This is a genomic window from Rathayibacter sp. AY1D1 (assembly GCF_002932635.1).
Classification (GTDB): Bacteria; Actinomycetota; Actinomycetes; order Actinomycetales; family Microbacteriaceae; genus Rathayibacter.
In genome coordinates, this window is the sequence record NZ_PSVY01000067.1 from 1 (window position 1) to 1,050 (window position 1,050).

The following is a 1,050-nucleotide window of genomic DNA, read 5'->3' on the forward strand; positions in this document are numbered from 1 at the left end:
AGGTCGGTCGTATGGTCACGGAGCGCGGTCTCCAGGTCCTGCGCGTGATCGTGCAGGACTACGTGGCGAACCGGGAGCCGGTGGGCTCCAAGTCGATCGTCGAGCGCCACGCGTTCGGCGTCTCGGCCGCCACCATCCGCAACGAGATGGCCCAGCTGGAGGAGGAGGAGCTGATCGCGGCTCCGCACACCTCGTCCGGCCGCGTGCCGACCGACAAGGGCTACCGCCTCTTCGTCGACCAGCTCGCCGACCTGCGCCCGCTGACCTCCGCGCAGCGCCAGGCGATCGAGACGTTCCTCGGGCAGAGCCCGGACCTCGACGAGGTGCTGGTCAAGACCGTCCGCCTGCTCTCGCAGCTCACCAACAGCGTCGCGCTCGTGCAGTACCCGTCGTTCGGAGCCGCGCGGCTGCGCCACGTGGAGCTCGTCGCCCTCGCTCCCCGCCGCCTCCTGTCGGTGCTGATCACCGACACCGGCAGGGTCGACCAGCGCGTGCTCGAGACCCCGGAGGACGTGGACGACGCGCTCCTCGGCGAGATCCGCGCGAAGCTCAACACGGCCGTGCTGGGCCTCGGGCTCCAGCAGGCGGCCGAGACGCTCGGCTCCGTCGCGGAGCGCTTCAGCCCCGAGCGGCGCCACGTGCTGACGCCGATCGTGCAGACCCTGCTCGAGCAGGTCGGCGCCAACCGGCAGGACCGCCTGGTCATGGCCGGCGCCGCGAACCTCGTCCGCACCGAGGAGGACTTCTCGGGCAGCATCTATCCCGTGCTCGAGGCGATAGAGGAGCAGGTGGAGCTGCTGCGCCTCTTCGCCGAGATGACCCCGGACCCCCGGGGCATCTCGGTGCGCATCGGCCGCGAGAACGCGCCGTTCGGGCTGCAGGAGACCTCGGTGCTCACGAGCGGGTACAACACCGCGGGCGGCCAGGTCTCGCGCCTGGGCGTGCTCGGCCCGATCCGGATGGACTACTCCGGCAACATCACCGCGGTGCGCGCCGTCGCCCGCTACCTCTCCCGCCTCCTCGGCGAGGAGTAGGCCCGACCTCCCGGCC

At 71.6% G+C, this 1,050-nt stretch carries 1 protein-coding gene; it reads left to right on the forward strand.

Annotation, left to right across the window (positions count from 1 at the left end; translation table 11 throughout):
• Positions 1–11 precede the first annotated feature (11 nt).
• Positions 12–1,034, forward strand: a complete 1,023-nt coding sequence (hrcA, locus tag C5C56_RS17395) for a heat-inducible transcriptional repressor HrcA (RefSeq protein WP_104223131.1) — start codon at positions 12–14, stop codon at positions 1,032–1,034.
• Positions 1,035–1,050: the final 16 nt, after the last annotated feature.